Source organism: Streptosporangium sp. NPDC004631 (assembly GCF_053601935.1).
This window is the reverse complement of sequence record NZ_JBSGCR010000012.1, coordinates 78,475-105,023: the sequence shown is the minus strand read 5'-3', so window position 1 is coordinate 105,023 and position 26,549 is coordinate 78,475. Positions and strand designations below refer to the sequence as shown.

The following is a 26,549-nucleotide window of genomic DNA, read 5'->3' as shown; positions in this document are numbered from 1 at the left end:
GGATGGTGTCGAGAGCCGGGGCATGCCCGCAAGGCGTCGCCGGAAGTCGTGCATGGGAAAGCCTCCGAACGGTGTGCGCGCGTGCTGAGCTTCAAGGCGCGCGGAACAGGACCGGGATGGTGTACGGCGGGCGGGACGCGGAAGGTCCCGGCCAGGGCGAGGCGGGACGCCCCGGACTGAGGGCGCCGAGGGCGCCCGTCCGGGTCAGTCGCCGGAGCCGGAGAGGGCCAGGCTGGTGAGCAGGCGCTCCAGGGTGATCGTCCCGATCAGGACCCCCGTGCGGTCGACCACCGCCACCAGGGGGCTGCGCAGCCGTGCCATGAGGGCCGCCACCTCCAGCAGCGTCGCGTCGAGGGCCACCGTGGCGGGCTTGACGGGCTGGCGCGGCAGGCAGTCGCCCACCGTCAGGTCGCCCTGCTCCTGCCAGAAAAGGTCGGCATGCGCCTCGTCGACGGTCCGGGTGAGCGCCGGGTCCTCCTGGTAGGCGGTGGGGACCGTCATGCGGAGCACCTGGGTGCCGGGCAACACCATCCTGGGCCGAGACTCGTCGTCGACGACGATCAGTCCCGGCAGACGGGCCAGCGTCATCACTCGCACCGCTCTGGTGACCGGGTCGTGGACCGTCACCGTCGGCAGCTTCACGGCGATATCGCGTGCCTGCATGACACCGTCCCTCTGGGTCTTGCGAGTGCGGCCCGATCCCGGGCAGTGGCGTTTCACGTCCGGAAAGTGCGCGGACGGCACACGGACGTATCGTTCCCGAGCCCTCTGAAAAAGGTGTTCGTCTCTGTCTATTCTGCTCATGGCGCCCCTTCGGTGAGTGCGGCGAGTCGGTGTTCGAGGTCGGCGACCCGGTCGGCGAGGGGCCGCGCCTGGAGGAACCCGGCGACCTGGTCGGCCTCGTCACGCTCCATGACGACGCGGTGCGCGGGCACGTCGGGGTCGGCGGAGCCGTAGACCAGCAGGGAGAGGCGGTCGGCGTCGTCCACCAGCACGCAGAACCGGTGCCCGCTGCGGGTCTTGAAATGGTGCAGGGTGCCGGTACCGGGGACGGTGGTGTGGGTGATGTCCACCTCGATCCTCCGTTCGCGTGGGTGGGACGGGCGGTACGGACAACTCCGCCAGGTCGCGCCCGGCGACGTGGCGGCGGGCCACGGCCTTCACCGCGGCGGTCGTGGCGGGCGGCGGAGAGTCCTCGGCCGGGCAGTGGCGGACCGGGTCGCGTACCCGTGCCTCCAAGTCTGGGGGGCGCCGGGCGGTCAGACCATCGGGGCCGACACCCATCTACGGCCGGGGACGACATGTAGAAGGACCAGGTGGGAATGGGAGGAGGTGTGGCTTTATGGGGGGCACCGCGCATGGACAGACGGCCCGGCCGCAGTGAGGCTGGAGACATGAGCGACCGTGCTGAGCACCACCCGGGCAGGTCCGGCGCGTCCGGCGCGTCCGGTACGGCACCGGACGCGTCCTCCACACCGCCGGATGCGCCGCCGTCCGTGGCACCGTCCACGCCGCCGGACGCCTCCCACTCCCGCAGGACACCCGCGCGGGCGCTGTTCAGGAGGCTGTTCGCGATCAACGGCCTGGTCTTCACCGTCGGCACGCTCGTCCTCGCGATCTCGCCCGCCACAGTGTCCTCACCGGTCCTGCTCACCGAGGTGCCGGTCCTGGCGGTCGGGCTGGCGCTGATCCTCACCGCCAACGCGCTGCTGTTGCGCACCAGCCTGGCCCCGTTGGAGGCGCTCACCGCGCTCATGCAGCGGGTGGACCTGCTGGGGCCGAGCGATCGCCTCACCGACAACGGCAACGGCGACCTCACCCACCTCATCGACGCCTTCAACGCGATGCTCGACCGGTTGGAGGCCGAACGCACCACGGCCACCGCGCACGCGCTGGCCGCCCAGGAGGGTGAGCGGCAGCGCATCGCCCGCGAACTGCACGACGAGATCGGCCAGAGCCTCACCGTGGTGCTGCTCGGCCTGAAACGAGCCACCGACCGCGCGCCGGCCGAGCTGCGCGGGGAACTCCACACCATCTCCGAGACCGTTCGCTCCAGCCTGGACGAGGTGCGTCAGGTCGCCCGGAGGCTCCGTCCCGGCGTACTGGAGGACCTCGGCCTGATCAGCGCCATGAACGCCCTGGTCACCGACTTCTCCCAGATCAGCGACGTGCCGGTGACACGCCGCCTCGACCCGCGGCTGCCGAGGTTGAGCGGCGACGCCGAACTCGTGCTGTACCGCATCGCCCAGGAAGGCCTGACCAACATCACCCGGCACGCCGACGCCTCACGCGTCGAACTGTCCTTGACGGGGAAACCCGGTGCCGTGGTGCTGTCCATCACCGACGACGGCAGGGGCGGCCCGATCCGCGAAGGCGCCGGCATCCGCGGCATGCGTGAACGCGCCCTGCTCATCGGCGCCCGCCTGACCGTCGACCACCCGCCGGCGGGTGGGACCCGGATAGGCCTGACCATACCGGTCCGGCACGAACAGGAGTGATCAGGATGCAAGCACCTCCGACCCGGATCCTGCTCGCCGACGACCACGCGCTGGTCCGCCACGGGCTCCGGCTGATCCTGGACGCCGAGCCCGACCTGACCGTCGTCGCCGAGGCGGCCAACGGCGCCGAGGCCGTCGATCTGGCCGCCGGCCACGACATCGACCTCGCCATCCTCGACATCGCCATGCCCCGCATGACCGGCATCCAGGCCGCGCGGGAGATCTCCCGACGCGCGCCCGAGATCCGCCTGCTGATGCTGTCGATGTACGACAACGAGCAGTACCTGTTCGAATCCCTCAGAGCCGGCGCCTGCGGGTACGTCCTCAAGTCCGTCGCCGACCGGGACCTGCTGGAGGCCTGCCGGGCGGCCATGCGCGGCGAGCCCTTCCTGTATCCCGGCGCGGTCACCGCGCTCATCCGCGACCACCTGCAACGCGACGATCCCGCCGAACACCTGCCCGCCAGCCTCCTCACCCCGCGGGAGGAGGAGATCGTCAAGCTCATCGCCGAAGGGCACTCCTCCAAGGACATCGCCGACCTGCTGTTCATCAGCATCAAGACCGTGGAGCGGCACCGCGCCAACATCCTGAGCAAACTCGGCATGCGCGACCGGCTGGAGCTGACCCGCTACGCCATCCGTGCCGGGCTGGTCGAACCCTGACCTGGCGGCGGCTCGGTGAGCCGCGCGGGCCGGCCGAGCTCAGGCGGCCAAGGGCCGGCCAGGCTTGTTCCACCTGTCATCAACAGGGCCAAAGCCTCATCGGTGCGATCGGTGGGGCGTGTGAAAAGCAGGGAAATCTCCGGTGAGATTGAGATGTCGCCCCCGCTGAATTCGTTGTCCGGTCTGGAGGGAGTTTTCTGCCGGCCTGCTGTCCCGGAGCGGCGACTTTTGTCGGCCAAGAGACGAATTCATTACCTAAAAGGAAGCGAAAATATCCTTTTCGCCACTCGATGAATTTGGCGAACCGGTGTTGAATTGGGGCATAATTAACATATAACTATAAGTGGGAAGAGGTTTTGGTCCCTCGGGCCTTAATCGTCTTCCTGCGGCTTCCCGTCAAGGGTTCCGCGGCTGTCGACCTCCAGCTCAACGTGGAACCGGGAAGAGCTCTCAGTGAAGTCCGTCATGTAGTTGGCGGACTTTCTCGTGTCATGACAAGAGTCGTAACCGGAGAGGAGGTAACGTCGGCCTGCCCTTTTTCCGAGTGCAACCGATGAGGTCATCGTAACAGATTTCGCATGAGGGGGAACACTTCTCGCCGTAGAGAAGCATTTTCTGGGCGACATCAACACCTGGGCCGGTGATTGAGGCCGGAGTTTACCGGTGCGGCCCTCCCCCTTTTCTTGTCGACCCATCTTTCGACGGGTGCGGCAATATCGCTCGCAAGCGCCTCGTCCGGCCTCTTCGACGTTGGTGCTTTCGCGCCGCCCGGTGGGGGGCGGAGTAGTCGAGTCGACGACTTCCGTCATCGGTCGGACACCGGATCGGCGCAGCGCGTGGATCGCATGGAGCTCTGGCTGAACCCCCCGGCTGGATCGGCCGGGGCGGACCCTCCCCGCCCCTGTGAGGACTGTAACGATGTCCGAACTGCACCACCCGCAGACCGGTAACGACTCACCGACCCCTCGCCGACACTCCCTCCCCTCCTCTCCCTCTCCCTCCTCCCCGCCCTCCCGTTCGTTCTTCTCTTCGCTGTTTCCACGGGCGGACGTGAAGTCCGGTTTCCTGGTCTTCCTCATCGCTCTGCCGCTCTGCCTGGGCATCGCGCTGGCCAGCGGATTCCCGCCGGTGGCCGGTGTGCTGACCGCGATCATCGGCGGCGTGCTGGTCAGCCCGCTCGGCAGCGCGCCCCTGACCATCAAGGGTCCGGCCGCCGGCCTGATCGTGATCGCGCTGGGCGCCGTCCACGAGCTCGGTGCCGGTGACCCCGTCGCCGGCTACCGGCGCACCCTGGCCGTCGGCGCACTCGCCGCGATCGTCCAGATCGTCTTCGCCCTCTGCCGCACCGCCACCGCCGGTGTGGCCATGTCCCCCTCGGTCGTGCACGGCATGCTCGCCGCGATCGGCGTCATCATCATCGCCAAACAGGTCCACGTCGTGCTGGGTGTCACCCCGCACGCCCACGAGCCCCTGGGACTACTCGCCGAGATCCCGCACAGTCTCCTGAACGCCAACCCCCACATCCTGCTTCTGGGCATCCCCGCCCTGCTGCTCATGTTCGGCCTGCCGATGATCCGCGCCCGGTGGGCCCGCGCCGTACCCGCCCCGCTGGTCGTGCTCGCCGTGACCGTGCCCGCCGGCCTGTGGCTCGGCCTGAACACCCCGCACGACTACCGCTTCCTGTCCACACTCCACCACGTGGGCCCGGAATACCTCGTCCGGCTGCCCGGCACCCTGCTCGACGCCGTCGCCTTCCCCGACTTCTCGATGATCCTCACCGCCGCCTCGCTGAAGTACGTGGTGATGTTCGCCCTGATCGGCACCGTGGAGTCCACCCTCACCGTCCTCGCGGTCGACGCGATGGCCCCGCGAAGGCGCCCCTCCGACCTCAACCGCGACCTGCTCGCCCTCGGTGGCGGCAACCTCGTCTCCTCCCTGCTCGGCGGCCTGCCGATGATCTCCGAGATCGTCCGCAGCAAGGCCAACATCGACGCCGGCGCCACCTCCCGCCGGTCCAATCTCTTCCACGGCGCCTTCCTGCTGCTCTTCGTCGCGCTGGCCCCCGGTCTGCTGCAGGCCATCCCCCTGGCGGTGCTGGCAGCCATGCTCGTCTACACCGGCGCCCGGCTGGCCTCTCCCAGCCAGCTCGTCCACGCCAGGAAGGTCGGCCCCGACCAGCTCGCCCTGTTCCTGACCACTCTGATCCTCACCCTGGCCACCGACCTGCTCATCGGCGTCGCCGCCGGACTCGTCCTCAAGATCGTTCTTCACCTGCTGCGCGGAGTCCCCATCCCCGCCCTCCTCCGGCCCCGTACCGAGGTCACCCGGACCGGGCACGTCCTGCACGTCCGCATCCCCCGCGCCGCGATCTTCACCGCCCTGCTCCCCCTGCGACGGGCAATCAACGGTGCCAACGCCAACGGCGCCAATGCCAACGGTGTCAACGGTGTCAACGGCAACGGTGTCAACGGCAATGGCGGCGGCATCGGTAACGGCGGACCTGTCGGCATCGGCGCCATCGGCAACGGCGGCGCGGGCCCCGGCACCGTCCATCCCACGAACGGCCCGGCCGGCAACGGCGTCGGCCACAGCGACGGCGACGATCACGGTGGTGTGGAGATCACCGAGGTCGTCATCGACGTCAAGGACGCCGCCGTGGTCGACCACACCTTCCTGGCCGGACTGGCCACCATGTCACAGGAGTGCTCCACTCCCCTCACCCTCAGCGGGCTCGACGACCTGCGCCCCATCTCATCCCACCCCCAGGCCACCCGGCTCAGGAGGCGGACATGAGCCCCTCACCCCGTAGAGCCCGCCGAACCGCGTCCCCGTCCCGGCGACGCGGACGACCCTGAGCGGTGGCTGACAGCGGTCTGTGCTGAGTCTGGCAGCGGACCGGACCGGGGTGCACGGCGTCACCGCTCATCGCTCATCGCTCATGGGAGGAAACGCCATGCCCCTTGCCTTCGAGGCCGGGGGACCGGTCAAACGATTCGGGAAGACCCCCGCGCTCGCGGGGGTCGACCTGGCCGCCCGGCGGGGCACCGTTCTCGGTGTGCTCGGGCCGAACGGGGCGGGTAGGCCGGTCGCCCTACGATCACAGCCGCCCTTGACAGGTCCCGGGAGCCTCCGACAATTGGGCGGCGGGGTCACCCACCTGCACGCGCTACGCGCACACGTCAGATGGCGCGCTTCCCTCGTGTGATGACCGGTTACGAAAAGATCCCGCTGATGCGCTGATTCAGCGGGATCTTTTGTGCCCTTCGCCGACTGTCGTTCCTCGATGGTGGGCCGGGTCAGCCGGGGACGGCCTCCGGGGGTGAGGGGTCAGTCCTTGCGGCCGACTCCGCCGACGACCCACACCGCGTCGGGCTGGGGGAGCATGGTCCCGTCGGGCCGCCAGTACGGGATGTAGACGAAGCCGGGCTCGACGAGGGTGAGCCCGTCGAAGAAGGGCTCGACCTCGGCCTTGCGCCGCAGGTTCTCCCGGCGGGGGCCGGTGATCGCGCCCGCGTCCTGGTAGACCGTGGAGAGTTTCGCGGTCCGCTCGGGGCAGAGGTCGCGGACCGGGTGGGAGATGGCCATGTGGCTGCCGGGCACGATCTCCTTGCGCAGGTGGTCCATGACCTGGGTGGCGACCGCGTCGTCGGTCAGGTCCTGCAGGAGCGCGAGGACCAGGATCGCCACGGGCTGTTCGAGGTCGATCATCTCGGTGAGCCTGGGGTGGGAGAGCAGTTTCTCCGGCTCGCGCACGTCGGCTTCGATGACCACGGTCCGCTGATCGTCCTGGAGCATGGCCTGGCCGCGGACCACGACCATCGGATCGTTGTCGACGTAGACCACCCGCGCCTCGGGGGCCACCGATTGGGCGATGTCGTGCACGTTGCCGTAGGTGGGCAGGCCGCAGCCGAGGTCGATGAACTGCCGGATGCCCGCCTCCTCGGCGAGGAAGCGGACCGTTCTGCTGAGGAAGCGGCGGCCCTCGCGCCAGAGCATGGGCAGCTCGGGGGCGATGGCCAGCACGGTCTCCGCGGTTTTCCGGTCGGCGGCGAAGTTGTCCTTGCCGCCGAGGAGGTAGTCGGTTATCCGCCCCGCGCTCGGGACCGTGGTGTCGAGCCTCGGACGCTCCGGCTTCGACGGTGACACCGTGTTCTCCATCCAGCAGATCTACGTTTCTGCGGAGAGTATCCTTTTTCCGCCATCCGGAGCGACATGTTCGGATAATCGGTCATTGTGTCGAATTAGGGCGAGAATTAGGGCGTTAGCCGAAAATCATCCGATGAGCCCCAGACGATGCCGGACCTGGGTGTCGGCGCGGACCTCGCCTCCCGGGACCCGGGTGGGCGGGCCCTTCCGTTCCACACCCGCTGGTTTTCGGTGGGGTGCTCCCGGCTTTGGCCCCTCGCTCTGGTTAAGGACCGTTCCAGTGGTCGAGGCCGGTGAACGGCCGTTTTCTCCGGCGGCGGCGTGGCACATCATCTTCCTGAAAAATACCTTCTTATGCTGTGTTTTCGCAGGTCAGCGGATATAAGACTTTTTTGCGATACGTATACGGATGCCGCTACGGATGTGCGGAAGTTGCCGGTGGACCTAGCGTCACGACAGAGGTTGGTCCCCCTTCGGCCGGTCACCCCGGGAGAGCGGCGTGGGATCGATGCCGCCCCCCGGGCGGGATACGGAGGGGATCCATCACGGTCGGCGGCCCGGAGACTCCCGCCTGTTCGCAGAGTAATAAGGAGCACCATGAAGCGCCCCCCTCCCTCTCCGCCTCGGCCGCCGTGGCGGCGGTGTCGCCGTTCACTCCGCCGGTCGTGACCGCGGCGGCGGCCGGAGACGCGCTCCGGCCGCCGTTCATGCGTTCTCGGCCCTGCCCGCCAAGGGCTCCCAACGGGCGGACGGCCGGAGCGCGCCCCCTGCGACGGTGACGTTTCCGCCGGATGACGGCGGCCGGCCCCTCCCCGGCTGATCACTTCATTCGGCGAAAACCCGCTTTTCCCTCTCTTTCACCCCCCTAACTCCCACCGTTCCCGCTGTCGCGGATTCCCGGCAGTGCGGCCGTCACTGCTCGCATCGCGGTGTGGGAGACCAAAGAAAGGAACACGCGCGTGAGACGCAGAGCTCTACTCGCGGCCACCGTGGGCTTGGCCGCGGTGGCCGCGACGGCACCCTCGCTGCCCGCGGCCGCGGCCCCCTCCCTCGGGACCGCCGGCCGCACCCAGCTCCTCGGTGACCCGCCCGCGCTCGCCGCCGCCGCGGCGGACAAAGCCGTCGCCAGCGGCTTCGACGACCTGCAGAAGGGGCCGGACGAGACCTACCGGCGCACCGCGGTCACCCCGGGCGTCGGCGACATGTTCTACGTCACCTACGAGCGCACCTACAAGGGGCTGCCCGTGGTGGGCGGTGACGCGGTCGTGGTCACCGACGCCAAGGGACACGTGCGCGACACCACCGCGGCGGCCGACGCCACGGCGCGGGTGGCGACCTCGCCGAAGGTGACCGCCAAGGCCGCCCTGGCGAAGGCGAAGACCAAGCTGTCCCGGGTCGACGACACCGCCAGCCCCCGCCTGGTGATCCTGGCCTGGGGCGAGAAGCCGATCCTGGCCTGGGAGACGCTGGTCGCCGGCATCGCCGCGGGCAAGCCCAGCAAGCAGCACGTGTTCGTGGACGCGACCACCGGCCAGATCGCCGACTCCTACGACGAGGTACGGGCGGGCAGCGGCACCGGTTACTACAACGGCAAGGTCACCATCGGCACGAGCGGCTCGTACTCGATGACCGACTCGACCCGCAACGGTCTTGGCTGCGGCGGGCAGAACGGCTCCGCCTACACCGGCAACGACGACGTCTGGGGCAACGGTTCCGGGACCGACCTGGAGACCGCCTGCGTGGACGCGCTTTATGCGGCCCAGCAGGAGTGGGACATGCTGCGCGACTGGCTCGGTCGCAACGGCGTCAACGGCAACGGCGGCGGCTTCCCGGCCCGGGTGGGCCTGGCCGACGTCAACGCCTACTGGAACGGCAGCTACACCAACTTCGGCCGCTCCCAGGACGGCAGCCGCCAGGCGACGCCGATCGACGTGGTCGCCCACGAGTTCGGTCACGCCGTCTTCCAGAACACCCCCGGCGGGGCCGGTTCCGGCAACGAGAACGGCGGCATGAACGAGGCCGTCGGCGACGTCTTCGGCGCGCTCACCGAGGCCTTCGCCAACAACCCCGGCGACCCGCCGGACTACGAGGTCGGCGAGGAGGTGAACCTGGTCGGCAACGGGCCGATCCGCTACATGTACGACCCGTCGAAGGCCGGCGACCCCAACTGCTACTCCTCCTCGATCCCCAGCACCGAGGTGCACTCGGCGGCCGGTCCGTTCAACCACTGGTTCTACCTGCTGGCCGAGGGCTCCGCGCCCGGCGGCGGCAAGCCGAACAGCCCGATCTGCTCCGGCGGCCCCTCCTCGGTGACCGGTATCGGCATCCAGAAGGCCGGCAAGATCTTCATGGGCGCGCTGATGCGCAAGACCTCCAACTGGAGGTACGTCAACGCCAGGTCGGCCTCGCTGGCCGCGGCGGTGGAACTGTACGGCGCGGGCAGCACCGAGTGCGCCACCACCAAGGCGGCCTGGAACGCGATCAGCGTCCCCGCCCAGTCCGGTGAGCCGAACTGCGCCGCGGCCGCCGATGACTTCTCCATGTCGCTCAACCCCGCCTCCGGCTCGGTCAAGGCCGGTGAGACGGCCACGTTCACCGTCGGCACGCAGACCACCTCGGGCAACGCGCAGACGGTCAAGCTCACCGCCTCCGGGCTGCCGACCGGCGCCACCGCCGCCTTCGCCCCGGCCTCGGTGACCTCCGGTGGCTCCTCCACCATGACGGTCAGCACCTCGGCCTCCACGCCGGAGGGCTCCTACACCGTCACGGTCACCGGTACCGGTACGGCCGGCACCCACACCGCGACCTACAGCCTGAAGGTCGGCGGCGGCACCGGCCCGAACCCGGCGGCCCCGCCGAACATCAACGTCGACAACATCAAGGCGCACCTGCAGGAGTTCCAGTCGATCGCCAACGCCAACGGCGGCACCCGTAAGTCCACGGGCGCCGGCTACACCGCGTCGGTGTCCTACGTCGAGCAGAAGCTCCGCGCCGCCGGCTACACCGTGGTGCGCCAGGCGTGCACCTCGGGCTGCACCAGCGGTGCCGGCCCGAACCTGATCGCCGACTGGCCCGGTGGCGACGCCGACCAGGTCGTCATGGCCGGTTCCCACCTGGACAGCGTCTCGGCCGGTCCCGGCATCAACGACAACGGCTCGGGCTCGGCCTCCATGCTGGAGGTCGCGCTGACCCTGGCCGCGACCAACCCGTCGCTCGCCAAGCATGTGCGCTTCGGCTGGTGGACCGACGAGGAGCAGGGCCTGAACGGCTCCGACTTCTACGTCCGGTCGCTCAGCGCCACCGAGCGGAGCAAGATCAAGGTCTACCACAACTACGACATGGTGGGCTCCACCAACGGCGGCTACTTCATCAACAACATCACCACCGAGGCCGCCAGGTACCTCAAGGAGTACTACGACGGCCTGAACCTCCAGCCCGAGGAGAACACCGAGGGCGCCAACCGCTCCGACGACGCCTCCTTCCGCACCGGTGGCATCCCCACCTCCGGTGTGGCCGCGGGTGCCAGCGCCGTCATGACGTCGGCCCAGGCCGCCAAGTGGGGCGGTACGGCCGGCAAGGCGTACGACTCCTGCTACCACCGCGCCTGCGACACCACCGCCAACATCAACACCGTCGTGCTGGACCGGGCCGCCGACGCCGCCGCGTACGCGATCTGGAAGCTCGCGGTGGGCACCGCCACCGGCCGTGACTTCTCCGTCTCCACCACCCCCGCCTCGGGGTCGGTCCAGCCGGGCCAGTCCGCCACCGCCACGGTCGCCACCGCCACCGTCGGCGGCACCGCCCAGACGGTGAACCTGTCCGCCTCGGGCCTGCCGACCGGTGCCACCGCCGCCTTCAACCCGGCCTCGGTCACCTCGGGCGGCTCGTCCACGATGACCGTCGCCACCTCGGCCTCGACCCCCGCCGGTAGCTACACCGTCACCGTCACCGGCACCGGTGAGACCGCGACCCACACCGCGACCTACTCGCTGACCGTGCAGAACGGCTCGTCCGAGCGGACGTTCCGCAACGACACCGACTACCCCGTCAGGGACAGGTCCACCACCCGGAGCGCGGTCACCTCCACCGCGACCGGTTCGGCGACCTCGCCCGTCAAGGTCACGGTCACCATGAAGCACACCTGCGCCGAGGACCTCTCGATCCGGCTCCGCGGCCCGAACAGCGTCTCGTACCTGATCGACTCCCACAGCAGCACCAGCTGCACCCCGTACGGCACCCGGGACTACTCGGTGCCGGTCAGGCAGCAGGCGTCCGGACGATGGGTCCTGGAGGTCACCGACATGTACACCGGCGACACCGGCACCCTCGACTGGTGGAGCATCACCCTCTGAGTAACGGCTGACCGGCAGACGGTCTGACCGGCAGACGGCTTAACCGGCGAAACGCCCCCGGGACCCCCAGGTCCCGGGGGTTCGCCTTTCTCCCGGCTCCCCACTCGGATCCGGGCGCGACCATTCCGCTGGAACGGCGGGATCGGCACCTGCCGCTCCGGGGGAGGGCGCCGTCTCGTGGGTCAGGACGGCGGGGCGATCTCGGTCCGGGACCGTACGCCGAGTTTGCGCAGCACGGTGGCGACATGGGTCTCGACCGTCCGCGTGGACAGGAAGAGCACGTCGGCGATCTCCCGGTTGGTCCGGCCGAGCGCGACGAGCCGGGCCACCTCCTTCTCCCTGGGGGACAGCGCGCCGGAGTTGCCCTTCCGGCCCCGGGGAAGCTGGAACTCGACCCCGACGTCGCGCAGTGCGCGCCGGCAGCGGGCCGCGTCGTGGGTGGCGCCGAGCGCGGCGAACCGCTCGGCCAGCTCGGCGAAGGCCGAGGTGGCCGCGTGATCACCGAGGGCGAGCCGGGCGCGGGCCTCGCCCTCGCCGGCCCGCGCCGCCGCGTACGGCTGGGGCAGGGCGGTGTACGCCTCGCGGGCGCGGGCGAAGAAACCCGCGGCGTCGGCGTGCCGCCGGTCCGCGGCGGCCAGTGCCCCCCGGGCGGCGTCGAGGGCGGCGTGCGCGGCCGGTGCCAGCCGGCCTGTGATCCCCTCGGCGAACTCGGACACCAGTTCGGCCGCCTCCTTCATCCGGCCTGCCTGGGCGATCGCGGTGACGGCGGGCTGGATCATGGAGGCGCCCCACACCCACACGCCCTTGCGGCGCAGCCGGGCCACCGCGTCCTCCGCCTCCGTCACCGCGCTCTCCAGCATGCCGCGGGCGAGGTGGAGCTCGATCAGACCGCCCGAGGCGGCCAGCACGACCGGCTGGTAACGGCCGTCCGGCGCGTCCAGCCCCGCGTCGCGAAAGTGCCTGACGGCCTCGTCCCACTCACCGGTGGACAGGGCGAGCAACCCCAGCACCAGCCAGACGTCCATCATGATCATCGGTGTCTCGGTGGCCGGCTCCGCCAGGGTGGTCGCCCGGTCGCGGAGCCCGTCCCACCGTCCGACCAGCCATTCCCAGCGGATCGTCGAGATGTCGACGAGGTGGGCCGGGTACAGCGCGCCGGTCTCCGCGGCCAGCTGCCTGACCTTCCGGCCGAACTCCTCGGCCTCGGAGTAGAGGCCCAGCACGGTCGCCGAGTCGTGAAGGTTGGAGTAGGCGCGGGCGGCCTGCCGCCGGACCGCCGCGCACGGGTCGTTGACCGGCAGCGTGGCGATGGCCGCCGGCGCGCCGGGGGAGCCGATCGCCATCTCGAACGAGACCCGGTTGGCCAGGACCGTGGCCGCCAGCTCCGGGCTGTCGGTGGTCGCGACCAGCGATTCGGCGCGGGTCATCCACTCCTTGTGCGTCGCCAGCGACTCGGTGCCCCACCACGGCATCGCGAGGCAGGCCCAGCCTCGGGCGGCCAGCGTCGGCCGGTCGTGCAGCTCCGCGACGGCGGCCATGATCTCCAGGCGTCCACCGGCGCTGTCGCCGACCTGGTTGCACAGGACCACGCCGAGGTTGAGCCGCGCCTCACCGCGCACCTCGCGGGAGAGGAAGTCGTCCCTCAGCAGGTGGCGCAGGAACCGTACCACTCGCTGGTGCGACAGGCCGGTGGCCGCGACGCGGCTCAGCGCCAGCGCGAGCGGGCCGCGATCCGCCCTCGGCAGGTCGGGGTCGGCGAGCATGCCCTCAAGCACCTCGACCGCCAGCGGGGTGTCGCCGAGCGCGGCGGCCCGGTCGGCGGCCGCCATGCCGTGCTGGAGCCAGGACTCCATGTTCCCGGCCTGCTTGGCGTGGAAGGCGAGCTGGACCAGCGGCGGGGGGTCCACCGCGCCGAGCGCGGTCATCGCGTGCTCGTGCGCCAGCCGCCGGTCGGGTCCGGGGATCGCGTCGTAGACGGCCTGCTGGGCCAGGGCGTGGCGGAAGCCGTACCGGCCGTCGGGATGCTCGTGGAGCACGCCGGAGCGTAGAGCCTCGCCCAGTCCGGCGGAGTCGCCGCCGACCGCGGTGATCGTCTTCTCTCCCATGGGCAGCCGGAGCACCGCGGCCGCCTGTACGGCGCCCACCGCGGTCTCGGACAGCCCGGCCATCTGCTCGGCCATCGCCTCGCGGAGCAGCAGCGGCACCCCGGCGCGGTCCACCGCCTCGGGCCCCTCCGCGTCGGGAAGGGATCTGACGACCTCCTCCACCACGAACGGGATGCCCGCCGTGCGCTCGTGCAGCCGGGTGACGAAGGTGGGCGACAGGTCGGACCGGTTCAGCAGCGCGCAGGCCAGGTTGTGCACGCCCGGCACGTCCAGGGGGGTCAGCGGTATGACCACGCTGGTCGTGCCCGGCGGGCGCCGGTAGGTGTGGCCCAACGGCAGCCTGGCGGAGCCCAGGTCCTCCCGCCGGTAGGTCGCCACCACCGTCAGGCCGGCGGGTGGCTGATCGGTCAGGAAGCGCAGCAGGTCCCGCGTCCCGTCGTCGGCCCAGTGCAGGTCCTCGATCACGAGCACGGCCGGTCCGATCACGGCGAGCAGGGCGCGCATCGCGCGAAACAGCCGGTGCCGTTCGGCGTGCGGGTCGTCCAGCGGCGGCGGTGCGGGCGGCAGCGCGCCGGCCAGCTCGGGCAGGTAGCCGCGGAGCGCGCCGGTGACCGGGTTGAGGGTCTCGCTCGACGGCAGCCGGCCCGCGACCTCCCGCAGCGCCTCGACCACGGGCCCGTAGGGGAAGGGCTCGCGGATCTGATGGCAGTAGCCGAGCAGGACGATCCGGTCGCCGGAGGCGAGGCGGCCGAGCGCGGCGTGGACCAGCCGTGTCTTCCCTATGCCCGCCTCTCCCTCCACCAGCACCACGGCGGGCGGATGGGTCATCGCGTCGATCAGAACCTGGAGTTCCGCGGCGCGTCCGACGAGTACCGGCGAGGCGACGCTGCTCATTGACGGCTCCGAGGGATACAGGGTGCGGACCCTCGGGGAAAGTTACCCACATACCTCTGTTCAGGGTCAACCCTTGGGCATAACAGGCTTATTGTGACTCCACGTCAAATTTCATGTCAGGATCCGCGATGGAACGGACACGGCACCGTAGGGTATCGGTGCCGTCCGAGGTCCGGACCTCGCGGGTTCGGTGCCCGCGAGAGGTGGTCTCGCGGCGACGCCGGTCTCCGGTGAACGCCGGTCTCGCGGAGGGGCCGTGGGGAGCCTACCGTCTCCTCACCCGCCGCGCACCGCCCGAACGGCTCAGGACAGCCCACTCCGCGCGATCTCCTCGATCCTCGCGCGGCGGCGCACCGCGGGGGCCAGCGCCAGCTGGCCGAGGGCGGCGAGCAGTCCCAGGGTTCCGGTGGTGAACCAGAGCAGGCGGGGGTCGACGGCGAGCAGGCGGGTGCCGATCAGCGGGGCCAGCAGCGAGCCGGCCGACCAGGCCGAGCCGTACAGGCCCGCGTATCTGCCGCGCAGGTGGGCGGGGGCGAGCGAGGCGACGATGGTGCTCGCCATGCCCGCCGCGACGATCTCGCCCACCGTCCACACGGTGACCGTCACGGTGTAGCCCAGCGCGGAGGAGGCGCAGGCCGTCAGGGCGAACCCGGCGCCTATGACGGCGAAGCCGGTCGCCAGGACGCGGCTGGGGTCAAGGCGCGAGAGCCGGCCCAGGGTCAGCGGCTGGAACACGACGATCAGCAGGCCGTTGATCGACATGGCGATGCCGTACGCGCTGGTGGGCAGGCCCCGGTCGGCCATCGCGAGCGGCAACGTGGTGTACGCCTGCAGGTAGACGAACATGTAGACCAGGTTGACCAGCACGCAGCCGACCATCAGCCGGTCGCGCAGTACGTCGCGGAAGCCGCCGCGTTCGGCGTCGGCGGCCTGCCGTACCTCGGGGATCGCCCGCCAGACCAGTGTGCCGAACACCGCGCAGGTGAGCGCGTTGATCCAGAACAGCCAGGTGAAGCCGGCCTCGGCGAGCCAGCCGCCCGCGACCATGGAACCCGAGAAGCCGAGGTTGACCGCCCAGAACAGCAGTCCGTACGCCCGGGGCCGGTCCAGCGGGTCGACGAGGTCGGCGACGAGCGCCTGCGAGGCCGGCCGGTAGGCGTCCACCGCGACGCCGAGCACGAACATCGCGGAGACGAGGGCCGGGACGGTGGTGCTGTGTCCGAGCAGGACCATGGTGACGGCGGTGGTGAGCATGCCGCCGGTCAGGGTGGCCCGCCGCCCGATACGGTCGGCCAGCCAGCCCGCGAGCGGCTGTGACAGCAGCGACCCGGCTCCGAACACCGCCATCACCAGTCCGGCCGCCGTGATCGACATGCCGTGCGCCCGGGTCAGGTAGACGCCGATGAACGGCTCGACCATGGTGCCGAGGCGATTCACCACGGTGCCGCCGAACAGCACCCAGAAAGGGCGGGGCAGGCCACCCAGCTTTAGCCGGATGGCCTGCTGTTTCGCCCCCGGGTGATCCATATGTGTCCGTTTCGCTATGCCAGAAAGAGCGTTGACGATCCTTCAGCGGCATCCTAATGTGTGGCATGTGAAATATCACGTAATAGTGGACAGGGGGTGCTGTGACCGATATCGACCTTGATGATCGAGTGTCCGACCTGGTGCGCGAAGTGGGGCTCCGCCGCCCGGAGAATCGGTTTTTCCAGCGGGCGCGGCTGCTGGACTCTGTGGAACCGGATGCCGCCCTGGCGATCGCCCACCAGTGGCAGGCCATGACGAAGGCATTCATGTTTACCACCATCTCCGGCCTCGGGGTGATGGCGCGGGAGTTCAACTCACATCCGGCGCCGGACCGCGAAGTGCTGGGGGCCTTTCAGACCGCCTTCCGGGTCATCGGTGACGACCTGGATAACTTCGCCCCGGAATTCAGTGCGGTCTCCCCGAAAGGTGTGGCCGGAATTCACTACCTGTGGTGGCAGGACACGATTGTGACGCCGCTGGTGGCGGCGGTGCCCGACTCCGGGGCCCGGTCGGCCGACACACTGCCGGAGGGGATAAAGGGCCTATTGGAGAACATGGAACGGCTGGCCGAATCCAGGCTGGGGGCGGCGGTTCAGCTCCGGGTGGTGGAGACCATCGCGCTGGACATCGCGGTGGCGTTCCGGCGGGTGTTCTCCAAGGTCGCCGTGGACGGCCGGAAGGTGTTCACGTCGGCGGAGTCGCTGACGTGGATCGATTCACACATCAAGGCGGAGACGGGGCACGCCGAGTCGGTGAGCGATCACGAGACCGGCATGACGGTGATCGCGGAAAGCGCGTCCGACCAGGCGGAACTGCTGAAGCTGGCGGAGGAGTACGCGCGGAACTGGGCGCGGGCGCTGGACGACTTCGCGAGCGCGCTGGCCGGGTGACCCGCGGCGCGGAGCACCCGGGGCACGGAGAGCGGGGGATGCGGTACGGGGAGCACGGGGAGCGGTACGGGGAGCACGGGGAGCACGGGGAAGGGAGTTCGAGGCGTGGTAAACGGTCCACCCACCGAGGCCATGAACCTCACCGAGGTCATAGACGAGATCAATCGAATGCGCGGGACACTGGGGCCGCGCGAGACGTTCCGGAAGCCGGACTTTCTCCACGGGCTGGCCGACAGGCTCATGGGCTCGCCGGTGCTGCGGGGTCAACCGGCGGTGCGGGCGTTCGCCGAGGACGCCAGGACGTTCGACGACGATCCGCGGCTGAGCCGCACGAAACTTCATATCAACGGCGAGGTCGACAACCATATCTTCTCCCTGTTCGACGCCTCGTATTTTCCCGCGCTGTCGCTCGACTACCTGACATACAGGAAACTGCCCGCCGACGAGCATCTCACCCGGCGTTACGCGAGCAACACGATGCCGGTGACGATCGAGCGGATGACAGCCGGTTTCGAGTCGCGAGTGGTCGTGGCCCTGTTCCCGGAGAACCATCTCGACGGGTCGCAGAACCCCGACGACCTGATTTTCTACTTCATCGACAAGTTCGTCGAGCGGCATCTCCGCCTGACCCGCCGCCTGGTGTCGGCCGTAATGGCGGAAGGCAGTTTTCCGCTGGTCCTGGCGGCCGGGCCCGCCGAGGTGGAACGGGCATCCTCGTGGTGGGTGCGGTTGCATGAATATCACCACAGGCAAGGCGACATGCCGATCCCCGATTTCCTTCCGATAAAGCGTCTGAAACCGCTGGCGGGACTGGAGGAGCTACGGGTGGACGTCTCGTCGATGCTGGCCTGCCTGCATGACGACGCGCTGCCCGCGCGGGATGCGCTCCTGGCCTACGAATACATTCTCTCGGAGCGCCTGCTGCGCTACTCGGTGGAGGGAATACCCCGGCCCAACTACGACGCGGTGGCCTCGCAGGTGCTTTTCAACTACCTGATCGAGGCGGACGGCATCCGCCTGCGCGACGGGGTCGTCCACCTGGACCCCGGCCTGCCCGGGGTGCTGGCCGCCTTTCTGGCGGAGATCGAGACGATCGAGCGGCGAATCCACTCCGAGTCCGCCGAGCAGGTCCAGCGGCGGTTGCTCGATTTCGCCAACCGGTACGCCGACTTCGACGAGACCACGAAGGACTACCGCCACATCGCCTACTTTGCGGAGATCAAGCAGAGGCTGGGCGTCTGACGAAAGGCCGATGCGGATGAGTTTCAGCGACGATGCGAAAGACGGTGTGACGGACGGTGTGACGGTGGAACTCCCCCTCTACCAGGTGGACGCCTTCACCGACCGGGTCTTCTGGGGAAACCCCGCCGCGGTCTGCCCGCTGGAGGACTGGCTGCCCGACGAGGTGATGCAGGCGATCGCCCTGGAGAACAACCTCCCGGAGACGGCCTTCATCGTCCCCGTGGGAGACGCCTACGACCTCCGCTGGTTCACCCCGGCCACCGAGGTCGAGCTGTGCGGGCACGCCACGCTGGGGGCGGCCCACGTCGTCCTCACCCACCTGCGACCGGAGTGGGACCAGGTCACCTTCAGGTCCGCCAGCGGTCCTCTCGTCGTCTCCCGGGACGGCGGGCGGATGAGCCTCTCCTTTCCCGTCCTCGACTACGAACAGGTCGATCCGCCGCGGGCGCTCCTCGAAGGGCTGGGCCCGGCGCGGCCCGTCGCCGTCCACCGGTCCATGGACTATCTCGTCGTCTTCGAGAACGAGGAGCAGTTGCGGTCGGTCAGGCCGGACCAGGCGCTCCTGGCCACGCTCGACCTGCGCGGCGTGGTCATCACCGCCCCCGGATCGGCGACGGACTTCTCCTCGCGGTTCTTCGGCCCCAAGCTCTCCATCCCCGAGGACCCGATCACCGGGTCGGCGCACTGTGCCCTCGTGCCCTACTGGGCACGGCGCCTGGGCAGGACGTCGCTGCGGGCCCGCCAGTTCTCCCCGCGGCTGGGGAGCACGCTCGCCATCGACCTCGAATGTGAACTCCGCGGCGATCGGGTCGTGCTGCGCGGTTCCGCCAAGGAATATATGTCAGGCACCATCCATCTCACCGCCTCGGACCTCGTCCAGGCGGAAGCGTGACCCCCCTTTAACGATGTTGGAGAACCAATGCGCACCAAGCGGATCTTTCATGCGGTCGACTCCCACACCGAAGGCATGCCGACCCGCGTGATCACCGGTGGCGTCGGGGTGATCCCCGGCGCCACCATGGCGGAACGCCGCGTCTACTTCAGGGAGAACCTCGACCACCTCCGCACCCTGCTGATGTACGAACCGCGCGGGCACGCCTCGATGAGCGGCGCGATCCTCCAGCCGCCGACCCGCCCCGACGCGGACTGGGGGGTGCTGTTCATCGAGGTCTCCGGCTACCTGCCGATGTGCGGGCACGGCACGATCGGCGTGTCGACCGTGCTGGTGGAGACGGGCATGGTGCCGGTCTCCGAACCGGTCACCACGGTGCGCCTGGACACCCCCGCCGGGCTGGTCACCGTGGACGTGGCCGTCGAGGACGGCGTGGCCAAGGCGGTGACCCTGCGCAACGTCCCGGCCTACAGCGACCGGCTCGGCGCCGAGGTCGAGGTGCCGGGCTTCGGGTGGATCCGTTACGACCTCGCCTACGGCGGCAACTTCTACGCCATCGTCGAACTCGACGACTACGGCCTGCCGTTCAGCCGTACGGCCAAGAACGAGATCGTGGCCGCGGGCCTGGCCACGATGGAGGCGATCAACAAGGCCGACGAGCCGGTGCATCCGGAGGACTCCCGGATCCGCGGCGTCGGCCACGTGTACTTCACGGCTCCGGGCTCCGACGCCAAGCGGTCGCGGCACGCCATGGCGATCTACCCCGGCTGGTTCGACCGCTCACCCTGCGGCACGGGCACCAGCGCCCGGATGGCGCAGCTGCACGCGCGGGGCGAGCTGGAGATCGGCGCCGACTTCCTCAACGAGTCCTTCATCGGCTCGAAGTTCACCGGCCGGCTGGTCGAGCCGGCGACGGTGGCCGGCAGGCCCGCGGTGATCCCGACGGTCACCGGACGCGCCTGGATCACCGGCACCGCCCAGTACTTCCTCGCGCCCGACGACCCCTTCCCCGCCGGATTCCTGCTGTAGCCGAACCGTCAGGAAGGACGGACACCAGCTCATGGCCTCACGAATCCTTGGCCGCATCCCTCTCGACGACGAGCGGCTGGCGGCCGACATCGCCACGCTCACCCGGGTGCCCGCGCCGCAGGAACCCTACGAGGTGTTCACCACCGGCAGGTGGGTGAACTTCAACCTCTGGAACGCCTCCGGGCAGCACGACGACGGGTTCTTCTACGGCCACAAGCAGGTCGCCGGGCGTGCGACGGAGATCCTCGACGGGCTCCCCTACCTGGGGGAACTCCTGACCACCTGGTTCAACACCGACCTGCTCACCATGGTGCGGGCCCGCAACGTGGTCGAATGGTCCATCATCCCGCACCGGGACTTTCTGGAGTCCGGTCCCGCCAAGAACTTCTTCCGGGTGCTGATCTTCCTGGAGGACAACGAGCACGCCGTCAACTCCGACGAGGACATGGTCTTCCACATGCGCAGGGGCGAGGTGTGGTTCCTCGACTCGGCCCAGATCCACGCCGGGATGAACATCTCCTCCCGCAGCCGGTGGTCGCTCTGCCTCGACTTCAAGGCGGGGGAGGACTTCTCCCCGCGTGACGTCTTCGCCCGCGCCGACGACTACGACCCGACCATCCAGCCCGCGCTGGTGAAGCGGGAGCCGGCCTCCGCCGACCTGCCGGACCGCCTGCTCGCGCTGAGCTCCGTGGTGTCCAGGGACAACATCAAGGACATCGCGTTCATGCTGGGCAAGCTGCACCTCACCCAGGAGATACCGATCGACGCCTCCTGGGAGTGGCTGATCGAGATCACCCGGGCGTCGGGCGATCCGGAACTGCTCGACATCGCCGAGCGGGGCCGGACGTTCTTCCTGCACTCCCGCGAAGTGGGCGAGAACTTCGCCTTCGTCCCGGCGTAACCGCATGTCCGAGCAGCAGGCAGCGGGCTTCGCGCTGTCCATGGGGCAGCGCCGGCTCTGGTCGCCGGACCACGCGGCCGTCGGCGGCCCGGCGTTCACCCTGCGGCGGGCCCACCGGCTGCGCGGCCCGCTCGACCGCGCCGCGCTGGCCACGGCCCTGTGCGCCGTGGTGGCCGGGCACGAGGCGCTGCGCACCCGGTACGGCCTGGCGGGCGGCGAGCCGTACCAGGTCGTCGACGCCCCCGGGAGGTCCCCGTTCGCGTGGACCGACCTGACCGGTGAGACCGATCCGGAGCGGAGCGCGGCGGAGTTCGTCGAGCCGCCGTTCGACCTGATCGCGGGCCCGCTGTTCAGGGCCCGCCTGATCGGGCTCTCCGCGGACGACCACGTGCTCCTGCTCACCGCCCACGAGAGCGTCGCGGACAACCGGTCGATGCTGCTGGTGGAACGCGACCTCCGCGCCGCCTACACCGGCGGACCGGCCGCCGTGCCGCGCCCATCGGCACGGTACGGGGACTTCGCCGACCGGCAGCGGGACCACGTCGCCGGTCTCGCCGAGCATCTTGGATACTGGCGGCGGCAGCTGGCCGGAGCCCCGCCCGTGCTGGAACTCCCGGGCCGCCGGCGGACGCCGCCGACCTACCGGGGCGGGAGGATCCCCTTCACCCTCCCGGCCGACCTCGCCCGGCGATTACGCCGGTGGGACGAGGACGAGGACTCCAATGACGTCCTGCCCGCGATGGTCGCCGTGCTCGCCGGTTTCCAGGCGGTGCTGGCACGCCGCGCCGGGGTGAACGACCTGGTGGTGGGCGTGCCGGTCCCGGGACGGCCTCGGGCGGAGTACGACGGTGTCGTCGGGCCCTTCGCCGGCCGCGTGATGCTCCGCGGCGACCTGTCCGGCAACCCGGCCTTCGCGGAGCTGGTCGACCGCGTCCGCGACACCGTGCTGGACGCGCACACCTATCAGGACCTGCCGTTCGAAGCCCTACTGGACGATCCGCCCCCGTACGGCGCAGGCGGTTCCGGCACTCTGGGAGATTCCGGTCGGCAGCCGATCGCCCAGGTCTGGTTCGAGGTCGTCGAGGCCGGGCCGGGGCTGGACCTTCCCGGTCTGGAGGTGTCGCCCTTTCCCACCGCGCCGATCACCACGCGGTTCGACATCGAGCTCCGGCTCACCGGCGACGGCTCCGGGGAGCTGGTCTACGCCGTCGACCTGTTCGACCGGTCCACCATGGCCGGCTTCGCCGACGACCTGCTCGCCCTCCTCTCCGCGGCCGCCGCCGACCCCCGGATCCGGGTCGCCGAGGCCGGACCGGCACCCGGCATCCGGCGGCCGGACCCGCCGCCCGGCGCCGAGCCGTACGGAGAGGGATCCGGAGACGGCACCGCTGCGGAGCACGACGGCTGTGCGCGGACCGATAAGCAGGAACTGGCCGGCGGGCGGGAAGCGGCCGACGGGTGTGAGCGGGTCATCGCGCGGATATGGCGGGACGCCCTGTGTGTCGACCGGATCGGGCGGCACGACGACTTCTTCGAGCTGGGCGGCCACTCACGGCTGGCCATCAAGGTGGCGGACCGGTTGCGGGACGCCTTCCATACCGACCTGCCGCTACGGGTGATCTTCGACCACCGCACCGTCGCGGAACTCGCCACAGTGATCACGGCCCGTACGCGACCGGCCCCCACCCCGTGAGGCGCAGATGAGAGAGTCGAACCGTCAAGAGGGCCGGTCCGGCCGGACGATCTTCCAGCCGGTCGGCACGCTCGTCGAGTTCGCGGCCATGGCCGAGGAGTTCCGGGCGGCGCTGGACCGGGACGGGCCGCGGCCGGTGGCGAGCGGGGCCGGTGGGGAGTGGACGGGGCCGCCGGTGCCGGTGTGGACCGGCCCGAGGCGGGACCTCCTCGACGGCGTCGCGCTCGCCGCCGATCTCTACCCCGGCGTCCGCCGCCCGCCCGTCTGCGACCTCGGGGTGGTCGTCGGCGACGACGTGCCCCAGGAGCTGCGCCGGTTCGCCCGTCCCTTCGCCGGGGAGTGGCTCGGAGACCGGAGGCCGCCGGCCGGGACCGAGGGCTCGCTGCTCATCGTGGGGTGCCATGCCGAGCTGCGGGCCGCCGTGCTGCGGCCGGTGCTGGAGGAGGCGTACCTGCGAGGCCGGGACGTCTTCCTCCTCACCGGCCGCGACCCGCACTCCCTCGCCTGGGCGATGGCCAAGCAGTACGGCGACGCGGGCGCCGAGGGTGCCACCGGCCTGTTCACCGAACTCGACGAGCTGCCCCTGCCCACCCGGGCGCGCTACTTCCACGCCGGGCACATGGAGACGGCCGACATCCAGGCCGTCGTGCTGGGGCAGACCTGGAACCGGGTCCTGTTCAACGGCCACGGCACCGACGACAGCATCAACCTGGGCCGGTTCACCGTCTGCGGCCTGAGCCCGGTCGCCGCCGGCCGCACACCGGTGTCCGCGCCGAGGTGCGCCTACGGGCGGGGCTGTTACAAACCGGAGGACAAACTCATCGCCGCGCACCGGATCCGGGCGGCCGAGATCGTGCTCAGCGGCTGCGACAGCGGGCCGCTGGTGGACCTGGCCGCCTACGACCCGGCCTACCAGCTGCTGATGAACGCGATCGACGGCCCGGCCCAGGCACTGGTCGCCTCGCTCTCGATGCACCAGTCGGGCCGGGTGGAGAACGCGGTCTGGCTGGATTCGGCCGCGCGGGGAGGCAGTACCGCGCGGGTGCTGAACGACAGCCTCCGCGCCATCCACCCGTATCCGACGTTCGTCCAGGTCGGCCTGCCGAGTTCGGGCTACACCCGCGACGGCGGGGACCCGGCGCCCTCGGCGGACGGGGCCGAGACGCGCGCCCTGGTCCGTACGGCCAGCGCCCGCCTGCAGGGCCTGCTGACCACCACGCTGCTCTCGCCGGACCACCCTCTGCGGGGGAGGCTGGAGCGGCTGGCCGAGAGGATCGAGGCGAGCTCCACCCGGCTGGTCATGGGGCTGGACACCGAGCGGCGGTCGCTGCTGCGGTCGCTCGACCCCGACCTGCAGTCGCTGGACCGCGCTCTGGCGGAGCGGATCTCGGCCGACCCCGAGGACGACGTCATGGAGTTCCCGCGCTTCTTCGGTCACCGGAGTTCGGTGGCCGACGAGGACGTGACCGGTACCACGTGCCTGTGCGGGCGTCCCGCGTGGCGCTACCTCCGTCGGGGGTTCACCGCCCGGATCCCGGACACGGTCGCGCTGGGCTGCCTGCGGTGCGGCCCCATCGGATACTCGTTCGCCGGCGGGGTCACCCTCGGCTCGTCGGCGCCGGCCACGGTGACCGTCACCGGGACGCTGCGGGTCGAGGTCGAGGTCGAGGCGCCCAGGCGGGGGGTGGCGCAGGTTGGGGTGTCGGTCCCCGGAGACCTGCGCGCCCGGATCCACCCCGGGCTCCACCGGGTCCGGCTGCGCGCCGGTGAGCGGCGGCGCGTGGACTTCGACATCGCGCCGGATCCGGCCGCGGCCCCGCAGGAGTATCACTACACGGTCTTCGGCGTTCAGGACCTGGGGATCTCCCTGCTCCGCCGCCACTTTGGCGTCCTGCCGGAATGAGATGACGACGATGACCCTTTATGAGTGGTTCGCCGCCAGTGTCGAGCGCCACCCGGACGAGACCGCCCTTGAGGTTCAGGGCTGCTCCTTCACCTACCGGGGGCTCGACGCCCTCGTCGGCCGTCTCGCCCGCGATCTCCTCGACGTCCACGGCGGCCGGCCGGGGGCGGTCGGGCTCCTGGCCTCCCGCAGCGTGACGGCCTACGCGGCCTATCTGGCGATCCTGCGTGCGGGGGCCGCGGTGGTTCCGCTCAACCCGGCGTTCCCCGCCGCCAGGAACCTCGCCATGTGCGAGGGCGCGGGGGCCCACCTCGTCGTCCTCGACGAGGAGGGCGCCGCCCAGCGGGAGGCGATCGAGGCCGGCGGACGCCGTACCGTCGTCCCTCTGGCTCCGGACGGCCTCGACCGGCTCCGGGGCGCCACCGGGCCCGATCCGTATCGGGGCGTGGCGGACGACGTGGCCTACATCCTGTTCACCTCGGGGTCGACCGGCACCCCGAAGGGGGTCCCGATCCCGCACCGGAACCTCGACACCTACCTGGCGAGGAACATCGCCTGGTACGAGGCGGGGCCCGGGTGCCGCTTCTCCCAGACCTTCGACCTGACCTTCGACCCGTCGGTGTTCGACATGTTCACGGCCTGGGGGTCCGGCTCCGCGCTGGTGGTGCCGACCAGGGACGACCTGACCTCCCCGGCCGAGTACGTCGGCCGTCACGGGATAACCCACTGGTTCTCGGTGCCCTCGATCGTGTCCATGGCGCGGCGGCTGGACGCCCTCCGCCCGGCGAGCATGCCCTCACTGCGGTGGAGTCTGTTCGCGGGTGAGCGGTTCACCTTCGAGCAGGCCCGCGTCTGGGCGGACGCCGCGCCGAACAGCGCGGTGGAGAACCTCTACGGTCCCACCGAGCTGACCGTCACCTGCACGCGTTACCGCCTGCCGGCCGATCGGGAGAAGTGGCCGGTCACCCGGAACGACACCGTCCCGATCGGGAGGGTGCACGACCATCTGGAGGCGGCCCTGCTGGATGGCGACGGCCGTCCGGCGGCCGACGGCGAGCTGTGCGTGCGCGGGGTCCAGCGCTTCCCCGGCTATCTGGATCCGGGGCGGAACCGGGGCAGGTTCGTCGCCTTCGACGGCGCCCTGGGTGCCGTCTACGACGGGACCGGGCCGCTCGCCGGGCACCACTGGTACCGGACGGGGGACCGGGTCGCCTCCGAGGACGGGGAGCTCGTGCACCTCGGCCGGATCGACGACCAGGTGAAGATACGGGGTTACCGGATGGAGCCGGGGGAGATCGAGGCGGTGCTCCGGCGCCATCCGGACGTGCTGGACGTCGTCGTCGTCGCGGTGACCGCCGACGACGGTGAGGTGGATCTGCTGGCCGCCTACACGGGCGGCCCTGTGCCCGGGAGCGAGCTGGCCGCGCTTGTCCGCGGAGCGCTCCCCGCCTACATGGCTCCGGCCGGCTTCGTCCACCTCGGCGCTCTTCCGGTGAACCCGAACGGCAAGACGGACCGGGAGCGGCTCGCCGCACTGCTCTCGGAGGCTCGGCCGGAGTGGTGAGCCGCGGTGCGTTCGGAGGCTCGGCCGGTGTGGTGAGCCGCGGTGCGCCGGAGCGGAGTACGGCCGGGCGCGCTTGGCGGCGACCGGTCCGCGCGTGGGGCCGACGCCCGGACGCCGAAAGTTCCGCTGGCATGAGCGGTGGTCTCTGGTGCAGACTGGCAAGAAGCTGGAACCGGTGGCTTTCAGCCCTCCTCGCGGTGGTGCGCGGGCCTTCTAATCACCTTCTGAGTCTCAGGTGGGACACACGTTGG

Annotated in this window: 17 protein-coding genes; 12 read left to right on the top strand and 5 right to left on the bottom strand. The window is 70.4% G+C overall.

Going from position 1 to position 26,549, the window contains the following annotated elements:
- Window positions 1-204 precede the first annotated feature (204 nt).
- Together ACWEF2_RS14885 and ACWEF2_RS14880 are read right to left on the bottom strand one after the other, a co-directional pair.
- Window positions 205-663: a CBS domain-containing protein gene (locus tag ACWEF2_RS14885; RefSeq protein WP_453815420.1), complete on the bottom strand. Its 459-nt coding sequence runs from the start codon at window positions 661-663 to the stop codon at window positions 205-207.
- A gap of 137 nt (window positions 664-800) precedes the next feature.
- Entirely contained in the window at window positions 801-1,073 is a 273-nt protein-coding gene (locus tag ACWEF2_RS14880; protein ID WP_453815418.1) for a hypothetical protein, read from the bottom strand.
- Between the two features lie 321 nt (window positions 1,074-1,394).
- On the opposite strand from ACWEF2_RS14880, the gene ACWEF2_RS14875 reads away from it, so the two are divergent.
- From ACWEF2_RS14875 to ACWEF2_RS14865, 3 genes are all read left to right on the top strand, one after another.
- The gene (locus tag ACWEF2_RS14875) at window positions 1,395-2,498 is read left to right on the top strand and encodes a HAMP domain-containing sensor histidine kinase (RefSeq protein ID WP_453815416.1); all 1,104 of its coding nucleotides are present in this window, start codon (window positions 1,395-1,397) and stop codon (window positions 2,496-2,498) included.
- A gap of 5 nt (window positions 2,499-2,503) precedes the next feature.
- Window positions 2,504-3,160 (top strand): response regulator, encoded by a 657-nt coding sequence (locus tag ACWEF2_RS14870; RefSeq protein WP_453815414.1) that lies wholly within the window; start codon window positions 2,504-2,506, stop codon window positions 3,158-3,160.
- Window positions 3,161-4,210: 1,050 nt separating this feature from the next.
- Window positions 4,211-5,953, top strand: coding sequence for a SulP family inorganic anion transporter (locus tag ACWEF2_RS14865; RefSeq protein ID WP_453815412.1), 1,743 nt, complete (start codon window positions 4,211-4,213; stop codon window positions 5,951-5,953).
- A gap of 534 nt (window positions 5,954-6,487) precedes the next feature.
- Here the strand turns inward: ACWEF2_RS14865 and ACWEF2_RS14860 are convergent.
- Window positions 6,488-7,306, bottom strand: a complete 819-nt coding sequence (locus ACWEF2_RS14860; protein WP_453815411.1) for an SAM-dependent methyltransferase — start codon at window positions 7,304-7,306, stop codon at window positions 6,488-6,490.
- A gap of 959 nt (window positions 7,307-8,265) precedes the next feature.
- On the opposite strand from ACWEF2_RS14860, the gene ACWEF2_RS14855 reads away from it, so the two are divergent.
- Entirely contained in the window at window positions 8,266-11,658 is a 3,393-nt protein-coding gene (locus ACWEF2_RS14855; protein ID WP_453815409.1) for a M28 family peptidase, read from the top strand.
- A gap of 182 nt (window positions 11,659-11,840) precedes the next feature.
- On the opposite strand, the gene ACWEF2_RS14850 is transcribed toward ACWEF2_RS14855, so the two are convergent.
- Together ACWEF2_RS14850 and ACWEF2_RS14845 are read right to left on the bottom strand one after the other, a co-directional pair.
- Window positions 11,841-14,657 carry a helix-turn-helix transcriptional regulator gene (locus ACWEF2_RS14850; RefSeq protein WP_453815407.1) on the bottom strand — a complete coding sequence of 939 codons (2,817 nt, stop codon included), beginning with the start codon at window positions 14,655-14,657 and terminating at the stop codon, window positions 11,841-11,843.
- 303 nt (window positions 14,658-14,960) lie between these two features.
- Window positions 14,961-16,184: an MDR family MFS transporter gene (locus tag ACWEF2_RS14845; protein ID WP_453815405.1), complete on the bottom strand. Its 1,224-nt coding sequence runs from the start codon at window positions 16,182-16,184 to the stop codon at window positions 14,961-14,963.
- A 101-nt stretch (window positions 16,185-16,285) separates the two neighbouring features.
- Here ACWEF2_RS14845 and ACWEF2_RS14840 point away from each other — a divergent pair, with 101 nt between their 5' ends.
- The 8 genes from ACWEF2_RS14840 (at window position 16,286) to ACWEF2_RS14805 (ending at window position 26,298) form a co-directional block, all read left to right on the top strand.
- Window positions 16,286-17,074, top strand: a complete 789-nt coding sequence (locus ACWEF2_RS14840) for a DUF6202 family protein (RefSeq protein ID WP_453815403.1) — start codon at window positions 16,286-16,288, stop codon at window positions 17,072-17,074.
- A 105-nt stretch (window positions 17,075-17,179) separates the two neighbouring features.
- On the top strand, window positions 17,180-18,316 hold the full coding sequence (locus tag ACWEF2_RS14835) for a DUF6421 family protein (protein ID WP_453815401.1): 1,137 nt from the start codon (window positions 17,180-17,182) through the stop codon (window positions 18,314-18,316).
- 64 nt (window positions 18,317-18,380) lie between these two features.
- Window positions 18,381-19,208: a PhzF family phenazine biosynthesis protein gene (locus ACWEF2_RS14830; protein WP_453815399.1), complete on the top strand. Its 828-nt coding sequence runs from the start codon at window positions 18,381-18,383 to the stop codon at window positions 19,206-19,208.
- A 27-nt stretch (window positions 19,209-19,235) separates the two neighbouring features.
- On the top strand, window positions 19,236-20,237 hold the full coding sequence (locus tag ACWEF2_RS14825; protein WP_453815397.1) for a proline racemase family protein: 1,002 nt from the start codon (window positions 19,236-19,238) through the stop codon (window positions 20,235-20,237).
- Between the two features lie 31 nt (window positions 20,238-20,268).
- Complete coding sequence (locus ACWEF2_RS14820) at window positions 20,269-21,138, top strand: aspartyl/asparaginyl beta-hydroxylase domain-containing protein (protein WP_453815395.1); 870 nt, start codon at window positions 20,269-20,271, stop codon at window positions 21,136-21,138.
- A 4-nt stretch (window positions 21,139-21,142) separates the two neighbouring features.
- A complete protein-coding gene (locus tag ACWEF2_RS14815) occupies window positions 21,143-22,831 on the top strand; it encodes a condensation domain-containing protein (protein WP_453815393.1) in 1,689 nt (562 codons plus the stop codon).
- A gap of 7 nt (window positions 22,832-22,838) precedes the next feature.
- On the top strand, window positions 22,839-24,734 hold the full coding sequence (locus tag ACWEF2_RS14810) for a hypothetical protein (RefSeq protein ID WP_453815391.1): 1,896 nt from the start codon (window positions 22,839-22,841) through the stop codon (window positions 24,732-24,734).
- Between the two features lie 10 nt (window positions 24,735-24,744).
- Complete coding sequence (locus ACWEF2_RS14805) at window positions 24,745-26,298, top strand: amino acid adenylation domain-containing protein (protein WP_453815389.1); 1,554 nt, start codon at window positions 24,745-24,747, stop codon at window positions 26,296-26,298.
- The last annotated feature ends 251 nt before the right edge of the window (window positions 26,299-26,549 follow it).

Coding starts and splice junctions, on each gene's coding strand:
- ACWEF2_RS14885 (WP_453815420.1), bottom strand. CDS start 663: ATGCAGGCACGCGATATCGCCGTGAAGCTGCCGACGGTGACGGTCCAC.
- ACWEF2_RS14875 (WP_453815416.1), top strand. CDS start 1,395: ATGAGCGACCGTGCTGAGCACCACCCGGGCAGGTCCGGCGCGTCCGGC.
- ACWEF2_RS14870 (WP_453815414.1), top strand. CDS start 2,504: ATGCAAGCACCTCCGACCCGGATCCTGCTCGCCGACGACCACGCGCTG.
- ACWEF2_RS14850 (WP_453815407.1), bottom strand. CDS start 14,657: ATGAGCAGCGTCGCCTCGCCGGTACTCGTCGGACGCGCCGCGGAACTC.
- ACWEF2_RS14845 (WP_453815405.1), bottom strand. CDS start 16,184: ATGGATCACCCGGGGGCGAAACAGCAGGCCATCCGGCTAAAGCTGGGT.
- ACWEF2_RS14825 (WP_453815397.1), top strand. CDS start 19,236: ATGCGCACCAAGCGGATCTTTCATGCGGTCGACTCCCACACCGAAGGC.
- ACWEF2_RS14820 (WP_453815395.1), top strand. CDS start 20,269: ATGGCCTCACGAATCCTTGGCCGCATCCCTCTCGACGACGAGCGGCTG.
- ACWEF2_RS14815 (WP_453815393.1), top strand. CDS start 21,143: ATGTCCGAGCAGCAGGCAGCGGGCTTCGCGCTGTCCATGGGGCAGCGC.
- ACWEF2_RS14810 (WP_453815391.1), top strand. CDS start 22,839: ATGAGAGAGTCGAACCGTCAAGAGGGCCGGTCCGGCCGGACGATCTTC.
- ACWEF2_RS14805 (WP_453815389.1), top strand. CDS start 24,745: ATGACCCTTTATGAGTGGTTCGCCGCCAGTGTCGAGCGCCACCCGGAC.